This is a genomic window from Sulfobacillus thermosulfidooxidans DSM 9293, from assembly GCF_900176145.1.
GTDB classification, from domain to species: Bacteria; Bacillota; Sulfobacillia; order Sulfobacillales; family Sulfobacillaceae; genus Sulfobacillus; species Sulfobacillus thermosulfidooxidans.
Genome location: NZ_FWWY01000001.1, coordinates 3,486,712 through 3,503,850, shown reverse-complemented (window position 1 = coordinate 3,503,850; position 17,139 = coordinate 3,486,712). Strand labels below are relative to the sequence as shown.

General features: G+C 48.0%; 20 protein-coding genes. 12 read left to right on the top strand and 8 right to left on the bottom strand.

The genetic code is table 11. The features are described 5' to 3' along the window. Window positions 1-24: 24 nt before the first annotated feature. Window positions 25-1,521 carry a putative polysaccharide biosynthesis protein gene (locus tag B8987_RS17225; RefSeq protein ID WP_139793578.1) on the bottom strand — a complete coding sequence of 499 codons (1,497 nt, stop codon included), beginning with the start codon at window positions 1,519-1,521 and terminating at the stop codon, window positions 25-27. Between the two features lie 118 nt (window positions 1,522-1,639). On the opposite strand from B8987_RS17225, the gene B8987_RS17220 reads away from it, so the two are divergent. Continuing rightward, complete coding sequence (locus tag B8987_RS17220) at window positions 1,640-2,875, top strand: glycosyltransferase family 87 protein (RefSeq protein ID WP_084661771.1); 1,236 nt, start codon at window positions 1,640-1,642, stop codon at window positions 2,873-2,875. 46 nt (window positions 2,876-2,921) lie between these two features. Continuing rightward, a complete protein-coding gene (gene gpr, locus B8987_RS17215) occupies window positions 2,922-3,887 on the top strand; it encodes a GPR endopeptidase (RefSeq protein ID WP_020374682.1) in 966 nt (321 codons plus the stop codon). Here the strand turns inward: gpr and B8987_RS17210 are convergent. From B8987_RS17210 to B8987_RS17185, 6 genes are all read right to left on the bottom strand, one after another. Then, a complete protein-coding gene (locus B8987_RS17210; RefSeq protein WP_020374683.1) occupies window positions 3,884-4,909 on the bottom strand; it encodes a substrate-binding domain-containing protein in 1,026 nt (341 codons plus the stop codon). The genes gpr and B8987_RS17210 overlap by 4 nt on opposite strands. Then, window positions 4,887-5,867: an ATP-binding cassette domain-containing protein gene (locus B8987_RS17205; RefSeq protein ID WP_020374684.1), complete on the bottom strand. Its 981-nt coding sequence runs from the start codon at window positions 5,865-5,867 to the stop codon at window positions 4,887-4,889. Before B8987_RS17205 ends, B8987_RS17210 begins: the two co-directional genes overlap by 23 nt. Then, entirely contained in the window at window positions 5,864-6,622 is a 759-nt protein-coding gene (locus B8987_RS17200) for an ABC transporter permease subunit (protein ID WP_084661769.1), read from the bottom strand. The genes B8987_RS17205 and B8987_RS17200 overlap by 4 nt, the downstream gene beginning before the upstream one ends. Further along, window positions 6,615-7,604: an extracellular solute-binding protein gene (locus B8987_RS17195; RefSeq protein ID WP_242940680.1), complete on the bottom strand. Its 990-nt coding sequence runs from the start codon at window positions 7,602-7,604 to the stop codon at window positions 6,615-6,617. The genes B8987_RS17200 and B8987_RS17195 overlap by 8 nt, the downstream gene beginning before the upstream one ends. A gap of 114 nt (window positions 7,605-7,718) precedes the next feature. Beyond that, the gene (locus B8987_RS17190) at window positions 7,719-7,943 is read right to left on the bottom strand and encodes an alpha/beta-type small acid-soluble spore protein (protein ID WP_020374687.1); all 225 of its coding nucleotides are present in this window, start codon (window positions 7,941-7,943) and stop codon (window positions 7,719-7,721) included. Between the two features lie 128 nt (window positions 7,944-8,071). After that, entirely contained in the window at window positions 8,072-9,439 is a 1,368-nt protein-coding gene (locus B8987_RS17185) for an MFS transporter (RefSeq protein ID WP_028962282.1), read from the bottom strand. Window positions 9,440-9,593: 154 nt separating this feature from the next. Here B8987_RS17185 and comA point away from each other — a divergent pair, with 154 nt between their 5' ends. The 8 genes from comA (at window position 9,594) to B8987_RS17145 (ending at window position 14,442) form a co-directional block, all read left to right on the top strand. Next, window positions 9,594-10,478: a phosphosulfolactate synthase gene (gene comA, locus B8987_RS17180; RefSeq protein WP_028962281.1), complete on the top strand. Its 885-nt coding sequence runs from the start codon at window positions 9,594-9,596 to the stop codon at window positions 10,476-10,478. Further along, the gene (locus B8987_RS17175; RefSeq protein ID WP_028962280.1) at window positions 10,456-11,169 is read left to right on the top strand and encodes a 2-phosphosulfolactate phosphatase; all 714 of its coding nucleotides are present in this window, start codon (window positions 10,456-10,458) and stop codon (window positions 11,167-11,169) included. Before comA ends, B8987_RS17175 begins: the two co-directional genes overlap by 23 nt. A 95-nt stretch (window positions 11,170-11,264) precedes the next feature. After that, window positions 11,265-11,735: a DUF441 domain-containing protein gene (locus B8987_RS17170; RefSeq protein WP_020374691.1), complete on the top strand. Its 471-nt coding sequence runs from the start codon at window positions 11,265-11,267 to the stop codon at window positions 11,733-11,735. Between the two features lie 63 nt (window positions 11,736-11,798). Beyond that, entirely contained in the window at window positions 11,799-12,068 is a 270-nt protein-coding gene (locus tag B8987_RS17165; RefSeq protein ID WP_020374692.1) for a YqhV family protein, read from the top strand. Beyond that, window positions 12,065-12,811, top strand: a complete 747-nt coding sequence (locus B8987_RS17160) for a polysaccharide deacetylase family protein (RefSeq protein WP_084661765.1) — start codon at window positions 12,065-12,067, stop codon at window positions 12,809-12,811. The genes B8987_RS17165 and B8987_RS17160 overlap by 4 nt, the downstream gene beginning before the upstream one ends. A gap of 33 nt (window positions 12,812-12,844) precedes the next feature. Continuing rightward, window positions 12,845-13,447: a 16S rRNA (guanine(966)-N(2))-methyltransferase RsmD gene (gene rsmD / locus B8987_RS17155; RefSeq protein ID WP_341348937.1), complete on the top strand. Its 603-nt coding sequence runs from the start codon at window positions 12,845-12,847 to the stop codon at window positions 13,445-13,447. 33 nt (window positions 13,448-13,480) lie between these two features. Continuing rightward, window positions 13,481-13,975 carry a pantetheine-phosphate adenylyltransferase gene (gene coaD, locus B8987_RS17150; RefSeq protein WP_341372082.1) on the top strand — a complete coding sequence of 165 codons (495 nt, stop codon included), beginning with the start codon at window positions 13,481-13,483 and terminating at the stop codon, window positions 13,973-13,975. A 2-nt stretch (window positions 13,976-13,977) separates the two neighbouring features. Beyond that, a complete protein-coding gene (locus B8987_RS17145) occupies window positions 13,978-14,442 on the top strand; it encodes a hypothetical protein (RefSeq protein WP_020374696.1) in 465 nt (154 codons plus the stop codon). Here B8987_RS17145 and B8987_RS17140 read toward each other — a convergent pair. Beyond that, the gene (locus B8987_RS17140) at window positions 14,407-15,225 is read right to left on the bottom strand and encodes a hypothetical protein (RefSeq protein ID WP_084661757.1); all 819 of its coding nucleotides are present in this window, start codon (window positions 15,223-15,225) and stop codon (window positions 14,407-14,409) included. The two genes, B8987_RS17145 and B8987_RS17140, sit on opposite strands and share 36 nt — an antisense overlap. 115 nt (window positions 15,226-15,340) lie before the next feature. Here B8987_RS17140 and B8987_RS17135 point away from each other — a divergent pair, with 115 nt between their 5' ends. Both B8987_RS17135 and B8987_RS17130 read left to right on the top strand, forming a co-directional pair. After that, a complete protein-coding gene (locus B8987_RS17135) occupies window positions 15,341-16,126 on the top strand; it encodes a patatin-like phospholipase family protein (protein WP_020374698.1) in 786 nt (261 codons plus the stop codon). Next, window positions 16,123-17,136 (top strand): YlbL family protein, encoded by a 1,014-nt coding sequence (locus B8987_RS17130; RefSeq protein ID WP_084661756.1) that lies wholly within the window; start codon window positions 16,123-16,125, stop codon window positions 17,134-17,136. Before B8987_RS17135 ends, B8987_RS17130 begins: the two co-directional genes overlap by 4 nt. The last annotated feature ends 3 nt before the right edge of the window (window positions 17,137-17,139 follow it).

The following is a 17,139-nucleotide window of genomic DNA, read 5'->3' as shown; positions in this document are numbered from 1 at the left end:
TAAGGGACCTGATCGTGTGGTCCCTTATATCCATGTTTTTAAAGACCGACCTGTCATGGTCAGAGAGAGACCATAGGTTCCCAACGTGAGAAGCATACCGACCACAAGGTGTATCAAGGGATTAATATGCCACGGCAAACTCCACAGGTGCCAAAGGGTCAGGGCCATCAGGGCCGGAATAGTGCTCATCAGAGGACTGATCAGAATGCGGAACCAGGGAATCGATATATGAGTTAAATGCTTTATGCTTAAGGTATTTAAAATAGGACTTACCGCAAAGCCGATGGCAATGGCCACGGCGATGCCATGAGGTGCCAACTCAAGACGCATGGTGAATAGCCATATGAGAGCGAGTTCGATTCCACTGGCAATCAAGTCATTGCGCATGGGAAGGTCAGTTCGTCCTAATCCCCGTAAAGCTCCTGCCAGAGTAATGTCAAAGTACAGAAAAAATCCTCCTAGGGCCAGTGGATAAAATAAATTGGATGGAATGTGGGCATGAAAGAAGAGGTCATCGAGGCGTACCCCGAAGGCTAAGAGGAAAATGGTGACGGGAATTGTGAATAATGCGGTCGTATTTAAACTTTCTACCAGGGCCAATCGGATACTGTCTTGGTCATGATGCGACTGGGCTTGAGCAACGATTGGAATGAGGTTGGTCGCTAATGCCATTGACAATGCGGTCGGAAACAGAATAAGAGGGAGTGCCATGCCCGTTAATTGGCCAAAATAACGTATGGCGTTATAGGTACTCATGCCCGCCATTTCGAGTCGCCAGGGAATAAGAAATGCTTCGATGACGCCTACTAATGATCCTAATAGCCGGCTTAACGTGACGGGAATGGACAAGCGCAGAATTTGCGACACGAAGACGGGTTTAGTTTCTAATAAAGAATCATCTGACAAGGATCGATAATACGCTAATCCTAAAATGATCAAGCTTATTCCCTCTCCCAGTGGAATTAATGCGACCGCCACTAAGGGAGCATTACTAAATGCGTGTTGGCCGAACACATTGAGAATGGTATATAGTATGACAACGCGACTTAATTGTTCGGCAACTTGGGATACGGCAGGATAACGTAGGCGCTGCACACCCACAAAATATCCGCGCAAGACCGCAGAGAAGCCCACGGCAATGAGAGCGGGAGCCAATGTGACCAGTAGTGGGACAAACCGCATATCGTGATAAAGGATCATGGCTAAGGGTTTCGCGCCGAATATCACAAAAGCAATCAATGGAAGGCTCGTGACAAAGACCACCGTCAGGGCCCGCCGGACTAATAGCGGGCGATTCACATGCTCTTCAGCGACCAATTGGGATACAGCGACGGGGGTGCCAGCAATGGCTAAGGTGACCAATGCGATATAAAACGGGAAAATCATTTGAAAAAAGCCTAAGCCTTCTGAACCCAAAAAACGGGATAATAGCATACGGTAGATCAATCCGAGTCCACGGGATGCCAGGGCGGCTCCTGTCAATGTTAATGTGCCCCACCACAAGGAGCGTCTTTTGCGCATGTCCATCCCTCCTCTACGTTTTATGATGCAGCGAGACTGATATTGCCACGTCTGTCACTGCAAAAACGAATTCGGCGTTCAAGAATTACAATCAGCGGGATTGGGGAATTCGGTAGCAATGCGGTATGATGACAGTTGTGGGATTCATCACGCGCTAGAGGAGGCAGAAGCTCTGACTGAACCCAAACACAAGTTTGTCTTGATGATGATCCCTGGTCTCATCTTGATGACGATTAACATGATTCACATTGCGCCCCCGAATTTTCTTTTGCCAGGAGGGCATCCCAATGTTAGCTATTATCCCTATAGTTTCCTTCACTGGGCCTATTCCGACGTGGTGGCCTTATACGGGGCTCGCCGGTTATTTCTTCATACCATCCCATATTTCCAAAATATTATTGAGTATCCGGTTCTCATTGGTCTCTATATGTCAGCGATGTCATGGCTTCCGGGATTTTGGGGATATTTTATCGGGTCGGGCCTTGGTTTAATGGCCGCTTTTGTCGGTGCCTTGTATCTTCTACGGCAAACAGCAGGGGAAAAGGCGGCATGGTGGTTTACCTTCTCGCCCTTATTATTAGTTTTTGGCATGCTGAATTGGGACATGCTGGGCCTGTTGACATGGGGATTGACGATTGCCGCTTGGCGCAAGCAGCGCTGGTTTCACACCGGCCTATTTTTAGGTTTGGGAGTTGTGACGAAATTTTTTCCGGTCGTGCTATTACCCTATATGGTGGCGTCCTTATATCAAAAGGACCACCGCACTCACTTAAAACAGTTTCTTTGGGGATTTGTCCTCACGGGTATAGGGATCAACTTACCGTTTGCGCTGTTTGCAGAGGAGGGATGGTCGGAATTCTTTACCTTTAACAGCGGTCGTGGTCCTGATCCCGGTATTTATCAATGGCTATTTCAGATGGGCATATTGCACATTGATACGGTCAATTTGCTAAGTGCGGTGCTGACCTTGGCTGGAGGGTTGGTATTTTTGGCACTGTTATGGCAAGGGAAACTGGATGCGGTGGAGGCCGGCACCGCGGCACTCAGTTGGTGGTTCTTATGTAACAAAGTCTATAGTCCCCAGTACATGTTATGGGTTTATTATGCCATTTTGTGGGTCGATGTTAACATCCCGTTGTTATTAACCGCAAATGCCGCGGGACTCTTGGATTTTGGTTTAGCGATGAGATGGTTGGCTTTGGGAACTACGAATAGCCCCTTTTTACAACAATTTGTAGATACCGTACCGGCTCCCATAATTGCCTTTCGCGATTTAACGTTGTTAGCCACCGCGATAATGCCTTGGGCTCGTCATCGCGCAAAGAATGTCAGGCTAACGCATAAACTGCCTTGAGAGCGCACAGTCTAAGGTTTAATCGCAGCAAGGAGGCGAATGGCGGGTGGCGAATTTCCGTCCGATTCAGGTAACAACGGACATGGCGATTGAGGCACGAGATATTGTCCGCGGGGATGCCCATGAAGAAGTTCCCGGTGTTCGGGTCGACCACAAACAAGATCAACAGGTAGAGATTACCCGGGTCGAGATTTTTACCGATGAGGGAGCTCACTTAATGGGAAAACCTCAAGGGCACTACGTGACCCTAGACGTGCCGCATTTTCGAGACCGGGATGCGTCATTACGGCAGGAATTGACTCGGGTACTGACCGACCAAATCAAAGATTTAATTCCCAAAACAGTGGATAACACAGTACTCGTGGTGGGCCTTGGCAACTGGAATGCCACCCCAGATGCTTTGGGGCCTCGTGTAGTCGAACGAATTTTGGTCACCCGGCATCTTAGCGATATTGTTCCTGATGACATCAAAGAACGCATGCGGCCGGTCGCCGCCGTTGCGCCCGGAGTCTTAGGTACAACCGGAATTGAAACCCTTGATATGATCAAAGGAATTGTGGATGAGACCCATCCTGATCTTGTTATTGCGGTCGATGCATTAGCTGCACGAAGTCTGGATCGGTTGTTAGGCAGCGTACAGATAGCGGATACAGGTATTCATCCAGGTTCTGGTGTCGGTAACCGTCGCCAAGGGCTAAGTCAAGAATCCCTTGGTGTTCCCGTATTGGCTATAGGAGTTTGCACGGTGGTGCAAGCTATGAGCATTGCAGAAGAAGCGGTCCATATCTTGGCGCAACAACTCGCGGATGACGTGAAATTTTACAAAATCTTAGAGGAATTGGGCGAATCGAACCAAAAAGGTTTGATGCAAGAAGTTTTAGCGGAACGTTTGGGTGGGTTGATGGTGACACCCAAAGAAATTGATCTGTTAATCAATGATATGGCGGATGTACTCGCTGAGTCTTTGAACCGTGCTCTTCAGCCTCATTTGGACCGGAGTGAATGGGCTTAATCCATGCGAACCTGCGCCCAGTTAAAACATCGTTGATGAGGGAGAACCGCGAGTTGCTGTGATAAAGACGTGTGTTGGAGGACACTGATAAAGGCCTTAAACCACGGCGTGTTAACCGCACCAGGATGACACACCCACTCGTATTGTTCCAGTGCCCAAGGCTCAAATGACAATCCGTATAGATGAGCAAGACTTCCTATGGACACGCCTTGGTGACCCGATGATTGCACAAAACGAATCAGATCGGGATGGGATAAAAAGTGTTGTATATGACAGTGAGCCGGATCACCGTGATGCTGTCTTTCCCAAAGAGCCAGGGCCTCGCTACCGGGTTCTCGTAATGCCCAAAATAATGGGTCTGGATTTTTATTAGAAAATACCCGCCCTTCTTCCCACTCAAGATATCCGGTATAGGCCCACTTTTCTTGGTCCGTGCTCAATTGGTTATACTTGCGGAGTTGCGGGTCATACAAGTGTGAACCCGCCAGATGTATCAATCCACTGCGTAAGGCATTAAAGGCTTTTTGGCTCGACATGGCAAAGGGAATCAAGCGGAAAGCGCTGTGATTTTCGTGGAAACTTCGGGTCAGCCACGGTAAAAAGGGATCACATCCCGCTACAAAGATTTGAGAGAGCACGGCCTCTTGCGAATACCAATGAATTGTTTGCGTGGTCGCATCCCACCATCCGTTACTCACATCTTGCGTCAATGTGGACAATGTGGGAGCCACAATGAGCTGGTCGAAGACGATGGCCGCGACAACGGGGCCAGAATGAGTCGGAGGATCCGGAAACCACCTCCACGAATCCGGTGCATGAAGCAGCGTTGCAAGATGATCTAAAGACAAATCAAGAATTTTTTGCAAGCGCGCCATGATATGAAACGGGATACTCACTTTATCTTGCTCCATGTGAATCAGTGTTTGCCGAGATATGCCTAGCAGTGCGGCTAACTGTGACTGGGTGAGATGTTTACGGTGACGTTCGAGTCGAATAATGTTACCAAGCGATAGAGGAGACATTCGTGGGCACCTCCTTTTGAGAAAGCTCAAAAGAAACATAGGGTGGGTCAATCAACGTGATAGCGTCAGCATGTTGAATGGTAGGGTATTGGGGAAGATCCCATTCCCATTGTTCACGATAAGGCTGATCGCGCTTGATAATCCAATGGCTTCTAAGACCATGTTCGTGAGGATAGACATCCACGTGAGCCATGATAACCAGGCCTTGCTCGGGATAGGCGCCAATCAGAACCCGGGCGGGATGCAGTAATACGTGACGATTATCGTCTAGCCGGAAACTGCCCCGGTAACCCAACATCCAAGCAATTTCGGCAGTAGGGGGATGTTTCAATAACTGATCTGGCAAGAAAGGGGAATACATCTGCCCATTCACTATGACCGTAATCGTTTCGCTAAACGTGAGCGCTTCTTGTAATTGATGGGTTGAATAGAAAATCCATGGAACGGGTGGCTCGTTTCGGAACCATTGCAAACATTGCCGCCGAAGCCGCTCTTCGACTTGAGACAAGGCTTCATCCAAGAGAAGCACGGGTTGGCGGGTGGCTAAGGCGCGTAATACGGCGGCGCGCTGTTGTTGGCCACCCGATAACGATTGGGGATAGCGATCTAAAAGGGACAGGATTTCGAGGCGTTCAGCCCACTTTGTTAAGACGGATGGTTCCAAAGACTCGGCCATCACCCATTGTATTTGTTGGCGAATGGTGCGAAAAGGAATAAGACTAGGATGCTGAGGCACATAGCATATCGGGCGCTGATAGGCAGGGACGTGCTTGTTGCCGTCTTGCCATACGCTATGATTAAACGCAATGCGGGGAACGCCTTTACCGAGTCCTGCCAATAGTCGTAGTAGTGTCGTCTTTCCCGATCCTGAAGGTCCAATAATGGCATGAAGGCCTTCATGCCATTCACCCTCGCCCTGGAGAAAATCGTGGCCTTGAAATGATGCCGTAAGCGTCATATGACCCCTCCTTTTCGCCACGTTAGCCATGCCGGTAGCGGTAATCCGATTAAAACAAGCCATAATGCTAATGCCAGAGCCTGGGGCAGACCAGATTCCTCAATTGTGATCCAGATTTGGACGGGTAAGGCCGTCGGATGATACGCGACGACTACGGGAGCGCCAAAGGCTCCGACGATTCGGGCCCACGCCATGGCCGTTGCGGTCATGAGTCCTGGCCTTGAAGCCGGCCACAATACGAAACGAAAGGTTTGCCATGGTGTTTTATGTAGGCTCCAGGCTTCTTCTTCCCACTGCCGAGGAATCATACTGAGAGCGCTCCAAGCTGTAAGTATGAAATAAGGAAGAGCTTCATAGACTTCAGCCAAAACCAGAGCGGGAAAAGTATTGGAAGCGCTGTGAACAAGGTTGAACCAGGAACCTATTAGAGTTGTCGGTGCCATAATAAAGGCTAATACCAATCCCAGCACTAAAGGCGGCATTAATAAAGCCAATACTAATAGCACTGCAGCCACTTGCTTAATAACAGGGGACGACTGGCTGCGTAGCCAATAGGCGGTGGGCAGACCCAAAACAAAACATAATCCTAGAGCGATGAGTCCTGAAGTCAAGGTCGTGAACAATGCCGATAAAGCGCCTGGGGATTTTATTGCGCTGCTAAAAAATCGGGAACCTTCTAAAAACAACAGACCGACAGGTAAGGCGGCGATGACTAATACGACCATGCTGATTCCCCAAGCTGCTTTCTTAAGCATGATTTAATTCCTGACGCAAGGCCTGGGGCAGCGCAGTGGACTTTCCCATCACATAGGGCGAGAACAGATGATAGCCCTCATGTTGAAAAATGCTTTGCCCTGACTTGGACAACAGAAATCTTACGAACTGGATGGCATTGGGATTAGCCGGTTTACCTACTGTCGTGACATCGATTGTCAAGGGAGTGCCGTAAACGACTGTTCCATTGGAGAGCGTTACATGAACACTATGGTACCACGATGCCAGGGCCGGATCGGAAAAGTTTAAGGTTGGGGGTAACATAATATAGTCCAGATGGCGTTGGACGGCTTCCGACAAAAATGCACTGGAAGCATCTAACCCTCCTGATTGAAGTAGGGACAAAATCCCCTCTTCTGTATAGATTTCCCCTCCCGTATTTATCGGCCCCAAAATGCGCGAGACAATATCGGGAGATAAATGGTAGGTTTTCTGGGCCAACTCGATGGCCATGACAAACGCTTGACCTTGAGGATCGGTATTGGGATTGGTACGTCCCAACTTAAATCCGTTTTGGGCCATGAGTTGGAACAAGTCTTTCAAAGGCTTTTGGCCTCTGCGGATTTGATTCAGTTCAGGAGCGAATCGCGAATGCGGATTATAGGCGACAACCAGAGGACTGGAAGCGATGGCGATGGCCCACGATGTTTTGGCGGGTTCGAGAACTTTCACCGGGCCATATCCGATACTTTCAAAGACGTTGGCAGGAATGCTGCCTGCAACAATTTCATGGGCGATTCCATAGGAACCTCCTCCTTGTCCTTGATAATGAACGTGATAGGACTTTTCAAAAGCCGGACCAAGAAATTGATTATTTAAAAGTTCTAAGGATCCCGCGTAAGCGACATGGACAGTGGAAGAGGTATGCGGGGTATTAATAGACGAAGAGGTACCGCAGCCTGTGAGGATACTTAAGAGACTCAAGGTTGCCATAACGGCATTAAGTTTTTTATGTTTCATCATCCATCTCCTATGTGTAAAAGAATAATTACATAATAAGTAAATGGTTCTTAACATACAACAAAAAAATGGACGGTTTCCCGTCCATTTTTATATGCTACTGACGAGTTCGAAGGATTAACGGTTGGTGCGACCTGCCATGTTTTGTTCGGCCATTTCAATCATTTTGCGCACCATGTGTCCTCCCACCGCTCCGCATTGGCGGGCGGGAATTTCACCCCAGTAGCCGTCTTCAACGCCTTGCAGACCGAGTTCGTGAGCGACTTCGTATTTGAACTGGTCAAGAGCCTTTTGGGCTCCTTGTACCAAGGCGCGGTTGCCGGTGTTGCTTCCTCGTGCCATTGTTTTCACCTCCTTGTTTGCGTGGTGTTGTTAGTATGACTCGCCGCGAATTTTTTAATCCGGAAACCTTTGGGAATCTCTTCGCATTTAATCAGAATGATTTACCAAATTATCAAACTCGTTCTAATTTAGCGAAGGGGTGAACGCGAGGGTCGGAGCGAACGTGCTGGCTTTTTGGGCGATTCTGTCTTTTCCTTATGGTGGGGTTGTCCGCCGCCACCGCTGCCACCACCGCGAATTGATTTGGGCAACATTTGTTTTTCGTTAATAAAGAACCAGGACAGCACAGCAGTGATGGCGGCAAGAACAGCCGCGCCCCAAAAGGTGAGATAGCGGTGTGCCATCGCCATAGCAAAGATGGGCGGACCCATAGCGACCCCGAAAAATCTGACGCTACCATAGAGGCTTGTTACTACACCCCGTTCTTTGGATGTGGTGGCACTCGTAACCAGGGTATTAATAGAGGGCAGAACACTGCCAGTTCCAATACCTTGAAATACCAAAACGGCGATCGCTAAAAACGGGTTGGTCGTCGCGAAAAAAGGCTCTATGGCCATAGCTAAGGCAATGAGAGCCATGCCAATCACGACAATGGGACGTGACCATTGCGCTAAACGTTTTTGTAGGACCGTGCCGGACACATACGAAGTGACGGCAGAAGCCAGGACGGGAATAGCAATGATGAGCCCGCGCGTAAATTCTCCATAACCAAAGTCTTTTTCTAAAATGTCAGCGAGGTAACTCAGAACACCAAACAAAATAAAAAGAACCACGGAACCACCTAAGAAGGTAGTGAGAATGGATGCTGTCTTGGTTGCGAAGGTTGTTTTTAATCCTTTCCAGTATTCACCGAGGCCTCCTTGAGCCTTTTGGTTTTTGGGTTCCTTAATCAAAAACCAAATTCCTGCTGCAATGGGGAACGATAGAAGGCCGTAAACAAAAAAGGGTGCAAACCAAATAATCAAAGCGAGAGCGGAACCTGCAATGGGGGAAATGACCTTTCCCAATCCATTGGCGGCTTCCAGCGTTCCTAATGCGCCGGCCCGTTTTTCGGATTGAAACATGTCGCCAGCCACTGCCATTGCCAGTTGGTAGGTTCCTCCCGCGCCGATACCTTGCAGTAAACGAAAGCCCATAATCCAATAATAGGGATTGGGAATTAACCAGGCTGAAATTCCTGCTCCCAGTCCTGCAATTCCATAGGTTAACAGGGCCGGGGTCATGATGACACGGCGCCCAATGCGGTCAGATAAGGCACCGGCAAAGGGAATAATAATTCCTGCGGGAATCGAAAAAATTGTAATGATTAACCCAACTTGGAAAAGGGATAAATGCATCACCTTCATCATTTTTGGTAAAACGGGGATCAGCATCGAATTGCCGAGAACCATAATAAAAGGGACTGTTGCCAACACCCATAACTTCCATGTGTGTGAGCGTTGATCTTTGTCGCTGGTTGTGCTTTGTTGATTGTGTACCTGGGCTTGCTGAGCCATACCATTGCCGCCTCCGTTTCATTCGTCGTCAACGTTAACACGTTTAACATGTCCCGGTTTGGATGCCAGCATGATTCCAATATTTCTCTATCACCTCCAGCTTTTGCCGTGAATATGGTGCCAAAGAACGGCATAAGAAATGGAGGCACGCAACATGAGTAAGCAGGATAAAGCGTGGTTTGATATTCTTGATTTTCCTCATCCCGATCGGACAGAAAAACCTCGCCAACGCGGCCTGACCATGGTTATTGATAAAGGGTTGGGTTTAACAGATACGCGCGACCTAATGGAACTTGCCAGCGATTATGTTGATCAAGTGAAGTTAACCTTTGGTACATCGGCGTTTTATAAGACGCGATTATTGCGGCAAAAAATCGAACTGGTAAAATCTTACGGTGTAGACATATTCCCAGGAGGTACGTTTTTAGAACTAGCCTTACTCCAAGGCCGCGTTGTAGAATATTTTGATCGCGCTCGCGAGTTAGGTTTTACCGGGATCGAAATTTCGGATGGAACCATTTCCCTGGATCAAGAAACTCGGTGGCAAACCATTCAACTTGCCCGGGCATACGGGTTCTCTTTGGTACTGAGTGAAGTAGGCAAAAAAGACGTTCGAGATAAAGTTACCGGTTTAGCCTTGTGGCAACAAGTTAATCACGATCTGGAAGCTGGCGCTGATACAGTAATCGTTGAAGGCCGAGAAAGTGGGGAAGGTGTTGTCATTTATGACGATGAAGGGCGTGTCATTGAGGAAGAGTTACAAGAACTCGTTTCTCACATCACGGACCCCAGCCGCATATTATGGGAAGCTCCCCAGAAGAGCCAACAGCAAGAACTCATCTTACGATTTGGCGCAAATGTTAATCTTGGCAATGTACAACCTCAGGATGTTTTGGCGTTAGAAGCATTGCGGGTTGGGTTGCGGGGCGATACGCTTCGTCAGTACTATTTAACTGTATGCCAAGTCAAAACGCCAGCACTCGGACCAACATCTGTGAAGAGTGGCGTGGAAAGAGGTGTCAATCATCCGCTCAGTTGACGTAATATTTCGTTGGCAAGACGATCTCCCTCCGCTTGACCAAAAGGCCGTGGTCGTTATTGATACATTGCGAGCCACAACGACCATGGCGACCATTTTAGAACGGGGCGCCCTGGCGGTTTTGCCCATTGGAGATGTTCATCAGGCTTTCAGGTTGCGTTCCCAATATCCCAACACATTATTAGGAGGAGAACGGAACAATGTTCCGCTTCCCGGATTTGATGGGGGTAATTCGCCATTTGATTACCCTGCTTCCGTAGTGCAAGACCGCCGTGTCGTTTTGACGACGACGAACGGAACGCAAGCAGTCGAACGGGTTGCATCAGCGCCGTGGGTTGCGTTGGGGGCATTGGTTAATGCCAAGGCCTGTGCCGATTGGCAAATGCAGGCTGAGAATCAGGGTTTGATTGTTTGTGCAGGAACGGAAGGACACCTGGCCTTAGAAGATGTTCTCGCAGCTGGAGCATTGGTCAATTATTGGCCGGAAACGGCGCGCAGTGATAGTGCGCAATTGGCATATGCGTTATTTGACCAATGGCGCCATAATCTTGTAGAAGGTATACGCCATGCATCCCATGCTAAAACCTTGATCGCACAAGGATTGGAACGCGACGTTGAATTTGCCGCATCGTTAAACATCTACTCTCGCGTTCCCATACGACAAAAAGACAACTGGTTTATTGCTGAATAAATGCCATAGCTTGAGACCGGTTCCTCTTGGGGCCGGTCTTTTTTTCCTGGTTTTTTCATATGTATTGCCGTCGGACAAGGAACAAGGGGGCAATTATGTTTACCACAGAAACCATCGGTCTCATGATCTTGTTGCTTTTGGGAATGTGGGCCCGGTCCAATCTTGTTGCTGCATCCGCAGCGATATTGTTGGTGATTCGGTTTACGAGAATGACCTTCTTGTATCCCGTCCTTGAACGTCGGGGTGTCGAAATCGGGTTGCTCTTTTTAACCATGGCCATGCTGGTGCCTTTTGCACTGGGAAAGGTCAATATCAAAGAAGTTTTTCAAAGTTTCTTGACAATTCCAGGAATTTTGGCGGTGGTCGGGGGAGCGGTGGCAACGAACCTCAATGGTCGTGGATTGCAACTGCTAGCAGAAAACAGCCATCTGATGTTTGGGCTGATTGTGGGTTCTATTATTGGCATTGTGTTTTGGGGAGGGATTCCGGTGGGGCCTTTGATGGCGGCCGGGACGACCTATTTAATGCTGGAAGTTATTGGATGGTTAGGACATTTGATGCGCTAACCGATGATGAACGAGAGGACCGAGAGGACCGAGAGGACCGAGAGGAACGAAGGAGGACAAATCATGTCAAGTGATATGTATTTAAAAGGTATGGTTTTGATTCGATTAATTTCGGCATCGATCGAATTTACGGGTGCATTTTTAATGTGGCGATATCAACGTTTGGATATGGCTGTTCGCATTAACGGATTATTAGGTCTTGCTGGTCCCATTATTTTGACTACGACAATGCTCTTGGGTATTGCGGGATTGGCTGCAACGAAAGTTCCGCTGGCGAAAATTGCCTGGATTGGGGCCGGGGTTGTCATGATTCTGTGGGGGACGACCCGATGATGGGATTTTTTACATTATCGGTTCGGCGTCTATGGCGTCACTGGAAATTGGTACTTTCGGTGATGCTCTTGTTAATTGGCATGGGTGAGTGGCATCGTAGTCAAGCGGCTTCGGCTCGCGGTGGTAATAATCCGCATATTACCTGGTATGTTCAAACGCACCAAAAAGTCGTGGCTTTAACTTTTGATGATGGACCATGGAAATCGTCAACACCAGAAATTTTACATATATTGAAACACTACCATGCCGTGGCCACATTTTTTGTTGTCGGAGAGCAAGTTGTCCGGAATCCCCAAATTGTGCGGCAGGAAATTAAGGACAAGATGGAAGTTGGTAATCATACCTATGCCCATATTAATCTAGTTCGCCATAGTTATGCCGAAGATGTCGCGGATCTCGAACAAGCGAATCGTGTTATTAAACAGGCGACGGGGATTACCCCGAGTTTACTCAGAACTCCTTATGGAACCTATAACCGTACGGTATTAAAAGCGGCTTCTGCCCTGCATCTCCATTTAGTAATGTGGTCATGGACAGAAGATACCCGGGACTGGTCTAATCCTGGCGTGGAGACGATCGTCAGCCGCGTTCTTAGTCATATTCAGCCTGGTGACATTGTTTTGTTTCATGACGGGGGATCCGATCGCAAACAGACCATTGAAGCCTTGCCAATCATCCTTAAGGATTTGCGCCTGCGTGGTTACCGCTTTGTTACTGTCTCGCAATTGATGAAGATGCATTAAGACATAAGGCAATGGTATACTGGCAGTGAATAAATCAGGGCATCCATTAAAGAGAAAGGACGTTATTCGATTCGCATCGTAGGAGGACGGTTTTCAGGCCTTCGCATTATAGCACCGAGCGGTCAATTGACACGGCCAACAGGTGAAAGAGTGCGGGAGGCCGTATTCAATAGTCTTCAGGGCTGGATATCAGGCGCCCGTGTGCTAGACCTGTATGCTGGCAGTGGAGCCATGGGATTAGAAAGTCTCTCATGGGGGGCTAGCTATTGCCTATTCGTTGAACCGAACCGCCAGGCTCTGAACGCTATCCGAACGAATATCCTTCACCTCAATGTAAAAGAAATGACCGAATTATGGTCCATGACTGCAGAACAAGCAGTAGAACGGTTGCAAGCACTAGATGCCAGATTTGATTTAATTATTTGTGATCCTCCTTGGCGTCAAGGACTCAGTCCAATGGTGCGAATGGGCCTGGTGCATTTATTAATGGATGACGGCATCGCGTTAATCGAACATCCCTCAGGTACTGATTTTGGGCCGTTTGAAGGCTTACATTTGTCAAAACAACGGAAATATGGAGGCACAACTTTAAGCTATTGGGTTCATGAGGACTCATTGGCATTACCGGAGTCATGACCAAAGGGGATTTTAGGTAGCGGAAGGAGGAATATGATGGGGAGATTGGCAGTCTATCCGGGATCTTTTGACCCTATCCATTTCGGTCATATTGACGTTATTGAACGAGCGGCCAAGTTGTTTGATACTTTAATAGTGGCAGTCTTTGTCAACACGGCCAAGACACCTTTATTTACCGATACGGAGCGGCTTGAACTGGTGAAGGCGGCCACTCAACATGTTCCGAATGTCGTTGTGGAAAGAAGTACCGATCTTCTCGTGCGTTATGCCACGACACGGGGTGTCGATGCGATTGTACGCGGGTTGCGAGCCGTTTTAGATTTTGATTACGAATTTCAAATTGCCTTGATGAACAAAAAAATGGCGCCAGAATTGGAAACCATTTTCATTTTGACTGGAGAAAAATATTCCTATTTAAGTTCGACCCTGATAAAGGAATTAGCATCATATGGAGCGGATTTGCAAGATTTAGTTCCGCGGCACGTTGCGATGGCCTTGCACGAAAAATATCACAGAAATCGAGGATGAGTATGACCAATGAACCGATGATGTCCGAACTCAGTGTCTTATTAGAACGCTTCCAAGAGCTGGTTCATCAATCTAAACGGTTACCGTGGACCGGCCGAGTGCTGATTGATGAAGCGGAATTGACCACGTTGCTAACACAAATCCAGCATATTCTTCCCGAGGAAATTAAACAAGCTCGGTGGGTCATTCAAGAACGTGACCGGATTTTACGTGAAGCCGGTGAGCAAGCCAAAAATTTAATTGCGGAAGCGCGTGGGCAAGTGGACAAATTGTCCGATGAATCTGAGGTTTTGCAAGAAGCCCGGCGCAAAGCTGAACAAATGATTGAGCAAGCGCGAAACACGGCACGAGAAATCCATCTTAGTGCACGGGCTTATGCTGATGAAATTCTTGCCCGGCTAATTACAGAGTTACACCAAGTCACCGAGAATTTAGAAGCCAATCGTGCGGAATTGCGGCAAGAATAGCCAGAGAAAGAGCCAAAGGAATGACCCCAAGGCGACTTGGACGATACGGATGGTTACAAGAGTGGTCCATCTTCTTTTTGTTAGGATGATACCCCATAGCAAAAACGCCAAGCCGTTCATTAATAAGATGGGGATGACGAGAAGACCATAGGAGGCGAACGCTGAAGATAAAATGGGATCTAAGAGCACAATGAGAGGCGTTAGAGATGTTCTGAGACTATGAATGAGCGCCAGAAATCCTCCAATGGTGGTGGTGAGATTCATCGATTGTTCGGTAGGATGATGCCCGTCGCCGGATGAAGTTGCCGATGAAGGCGGCCTAGATTGACTGGGAACGGGCTCAGGAAATCTCATCATTTCCAATAGAAAAGCAATAATCAGTGAACAGATATCCAATGAGACAATCGGGATCGTGTGGGGAAAGATGAAAGGGTTGTACAAATTTCCCCATATAGCCGCTAAAGCGATTTGCTTAGGTGAAGCTGACGGTTTAGAACTGACGATGACCAAGGGCACCACGGGTAAACTAGAAATTGCGAGAAGCACTGTGCTGAAACGTGGTAAATGCTCATATGTGCGGGAAGAGAGGAATAAGGCTATAGATAATGCCGGGAACAGCGCGGGAACCAGAATGTCCCACCAATATATGAGGGTGTGATGCCAAAGGCCATACAAGTGAGAAAATGGGCGTGGTTGTAATATTAAGAAGATAAGGCAGAACCCAAATACCGATAACAAATCTGCTATGGCATTCCATGAATATTTCTCAGCATGTGTTGGCATTTGTTCACCAGGTGGGAGAAATGGTTACTACGAGTATATGTCGCACATGAAAAGAAAAGTCCACCCAATATGCTCACGAGGATATTGTTTTAGGAGGTGAGTTCATCTCATCAGGATGAGAAAGAATGGGATTGCATTAGCATTGTCGTCAGGAGGAGCCAGAGGTTTGGCGCATATAGGCGTTTTGAAAGTTTTAGAACGCTATCAGATACCGATTTTGGCTATTGCTGGTTCCTCGATGGGTGGCGTTATTGGGTCGTTATATGCGACGGGTTATTCGGCCGACATGATTGAAGATATTGCAAAAGGCATAAGACGGAGTCATTGGATTGATTTTTCTGTGTCACGCATGGGACTTCTTGCGGGAAAAAAACTTGAAGGACTCATTAATTTATTTACACAAGGCAAGACCTTCGAAGATTGTCAGCCTCCTCTTCAGGTCGTTGCGGTCGACATTGAAAAGGGGTCAGAGGTTATTTTGAAGTCTGGGCCTTTGGCCCAGGCGATACGAGCCACTGCGTCCATTCCGGGCATATTTAGTCCGGTAGTCATGGATGGGCGCATTTTAGTGGATGGGGGTATTATTAATCGTGTACCGGTTAATGTCATTAAATCTGTGCCAAATAGTATTGTGGTAGCAGTTGATGTCGGAGTTGACTTGGCTCCTCGCGTACAATCGATGTTTGATGTACTATTTCAGACGTTTGATATCATGGCGCGGGAATTGCGACAGTGTCAGCCCATTGATGCGGATGTGGTCATTGAGCCGCACGTTGGATTCAGTCGTGAATCGCATGTGAGTCATGTGGAGGAGATCATTCGCGCCGGCGAAAAAGCCTGTGAGCAGGCTATTCCTTATATTCAACAGCTACTTAATGACGATCAAGGAGGCGTTCAATGATCAAGCGTAAACCGCTTAAATGGATAGTTTGGAGTGTTGTACTGCTCATAGTGGTCGCTATTGTTTTATGGTTCATTCCGACCTCTTATGTTGTCATTTATCCGGGCGTGACCGGTAACTTGGCGCAAATGGTGAAAGTGCAAGGTGGAAAACAGCGCAACCACGGTAACTTACTGATGGTGGCTGTAGGCATTGCCCCCGTTAATGAATTAACGTACATAGGATCGCGTTTAGATCCCAACGTGGAATTGCTGAAGTCGAGCTATGCGATGGGCGGACTAAACATGAAGCAATATGTCCAATACAATGTCAGTCTTATGAACAACAGCAAATTGGCTGCGGAAGTTGCGGGAGAGCGGTTGGCTGGACTTCATGCTTATGTAAAAACGGTACCGGGAGCTCTAGTGGTAGGCGTCTTAAAGAACGGTAACGCGCAGGGAAAATTGCAACCTGGCGATCTGATTACCAAAATCGGTCCCTATCCGATAACGAATCCCAATCAAGTGCATGGCATTATGCAAAAGCATTTTACCTACGGAGAGATTGTGCCATTTACTATTGAGCGGCACCATCAAACATTGATGGTTCCCATTCGCACTACCCATATCCCTCAAGACTCGGCCCCAGCCATCGGCGTGCTGATTTCGGCATTGCAGGTTCCTGTGATTCCAAGGCCCGTAACGATTAATAGTGAGGGGATTGGAGGCCCAAGCGCAGGGATGATGTTTGCCCTAGAAATTTATTCCCAAATCACAGGAAAAAACTTGGCCAAGGGTCGGATCATAGCTGGGACTGGAGAAATTACCCCGTCGGGCCAGGTCCAACCTATTGGCGGAGTTGCCCAAAAAGTTATTACCGTTCATCGTTCAGGGGCGACCGTTTTTCTCTGCCCTGCTGCTAACTATGCCAAAGCGGAAGCGATGGCCAAGCGCAAGGGCTACCAAATGAAAATTTATCCGGTGACGAATTTGACCCAAGCTCTGCACGATATTGAACAATCGGCGACCTAACAC